Genomic DNA, 2,397 nt, shown 5'->3' with positions numbered 1-2,397 from the left:
TTTATGGTTATCCAAGTTATTCTACAGGTGAAACCGTAAATCCAGTAGCTTTAGCTAATGTAATGAACAGTACATTATATGATGAAAATCAATCTATTTTTTCAGCATATCTAAAACTAAGAGTTATAGAAGGGTTACATATTACTACTAGATACGGAAGAGAAAGTAGTAAAACGGACGAAAAAAACATGATAAATCCTTATTATTTCGCTTCTGAAGCTGCCAATACAACCTATACAGGATCTCAAAATTATAGAAAAAGTAGAAGATGGTTATGGGAGAATTTTGCAACTTACGATAAGACAATTGGTGATCATAATTTCGCATTATTAGCAGGTTATTCAGCTGAAGATACTGATGCTTCTACAATAATAAACAGAAGTGGATCTGTAGCTATTGAAGATTTTACAGGTTTCAATTTTGGTCCAGGATCGTTTAGCGATCAAATTAATCAGGTGGACCCTACAAAAGATAATATGGTGTCACTATTTGGAAGATTATCTTATGATTATGCTGGTAAATATTTATTTGAAGGTTCACTAAGGTCTGATACTTCTGATAAATTCCCGTCAGCAAATAAAACAGGAACTTTTCCTGCTGTTTCAGTAGGTTGGGTTTTATCTAAAGAAGATTTTTGGAATGAAAACTCTAAAATTGATTATTTAAAATTAAGAGGTAGTTGGGGTCAAAATGGTAGTAAATCAAACTTAAATGGAAATTCTGATGTTACTTATATCACTTCATTTTCAAATGGCCTAGGACTTAGCTATCTAGGAAATACAGGAGCTCAAATTACAGGTTACTCTAATCCTAACTTAGTTTGGGAAACATCAGAACAATTAGATTTAGGTATAGATTTAAGAGCATTAAACAGCAGATTAAGGTTCTCTATGGATTATTATACAAAAACTACTAGAGATGCTATAGTTTCAGATGGGTCATTAATTACTCCAGGATCTGCAGGGTTTGTTTCAAACGAGTTTAATGCAGGTACTATTGAAAATAAAGGGTTTGAGTTTGAACTTGGATATGGCGATACAACTGCAGGCGGTTTATCTTATAATGTTAGTGCAAATTTATCTACTTTAAAGAATGTAGTTAAAGAAATACTTTTTTTACCACAAGGAGCATCTTTAGTTGGTGCAGGTGCACCTCAAAACCCAGATGGTGTTACTAGATTTACTGAAGGACTTCCTGCTTGGTATTTTTACGGTTATAAAACCGAAGGGATAGATTCAGCTACAGGAGAAGTAATTAGAGCAGATACGGATGGTGTTAGTGGCATTACAAATGCCGATAAAACAATGATAGGGTCTCCACACCCAGATGTATTATTTGGTGGAAATATAGCTTTAGGTTACAAAGCGTTTGATTTTAACTTACAATTTCAAGGTACAATCGGTAATGATATTATGGCAACATACTTTCAACCGTCACGTGCTATTACAAATAAACCTGTACATTTTTATACCGAGAGATGGCAACAAGCTGGAGACGATGCTAGCTTTCCTTCTGCAGCTAATGCAATAAGTGCATATGATACAGACTTAGTTGTTGAAGATGGGTCTTACATGAGAATTAAACAAATACAACTAGGTTATACATTACCTGACAGTTTCGCTGACAAATTAAAATTAGATAATCTTAGACTTTATGTGTCTTTAGATGACTATTTCACATTCACTAAGTATAGTGGTCTTGATCCAGAAGTTGGAAACTTTAGCTTCAATTCAGTAGGAGTGGACAGAGGGTTTTACCCAACTGCTGCTAAGGCATTGTTTGGATTATCAGTTGAATTTTAGTAACTTAATAGAAAAAATTATAGAATTATGAAAAAAATATTTTTAATACTTACAGCTATTGCTTTTTTTGGCATATATGCTTGTGATGATGAATTCACTACCAATCCTAGGATTAATGTAGAACCATTAGACACCTACTTTCTTGAAGAAGCCAATGTAGAAACTGCCATAATTGGTATTTATGATTTGATGCAATTTAATTATGCTAGAGATTGGCATAGTGCTTTTTTTCTAAAGATACTTCCAGGAGATGCTGCTGGTACTGGCGGAAGTGGTCCTAGTGACCAACCGCAATTACATGAGATATATGATTATACTAATGTATCTTCTTCTAATGCTTCTATAAGTAGTATTTGGGATTTGTTTTATAGAACCATTGCATTGTCAAATTTAGTTATAGAAAACATAAAAGATAGTGATCTTAGTAATAAGGAAACCGCCTTAGCCGAAGCTAAATTTATGAGAGCATGGTGTTATTTCGAACTTACCACCATGTTTGGTGATATACCTTTAAGATTAACAGTTCCGGAAGTAGCAGAAGATTTTGGTATTGCTAAAACTGCTAGAGCTGATGTATATGCACAAATTGAAAGTG

At 33.6% G+C, this 2,397-nt stretch carries 2 protein-coding genes; both read left to right on the top strand.

Features of this window, described 5'->3' with window-relative positions; all coding sequences use genetic code 11:
• On the top strand, nucleotides 1-1,802 hold a 1,802-nt coding region (locus WBN21_RS03415; RefSeq protein WP_424197895.1), incomplete at its 5' end, for a SusC/RagA family TonB-linked outer membrane protein.
• 27 nt (nucleotides 1,803-1,829) lie between these two features.
• The coding region (locus WBN21_RS03410; RefSeq protein ID WP_424197894.1) for a RagB/SusD family nutrient uptake outer membrane protein at nucleotides 1,830-2,397 on the top strand (568 nt) is incomplete at its 3' end.

The organism is Algibacter sp. (genome assembly GCF_049667265.1).
Classification (GTDB): domain Bacteria; phylum Bacteroidota; class Bacteroidia; order Flavobacteriales; family Flavobacteriaceae; genus Algibacter_B.
This window is presented reverse-complemented; position numbering and strand designations above follow the sequence as displayed.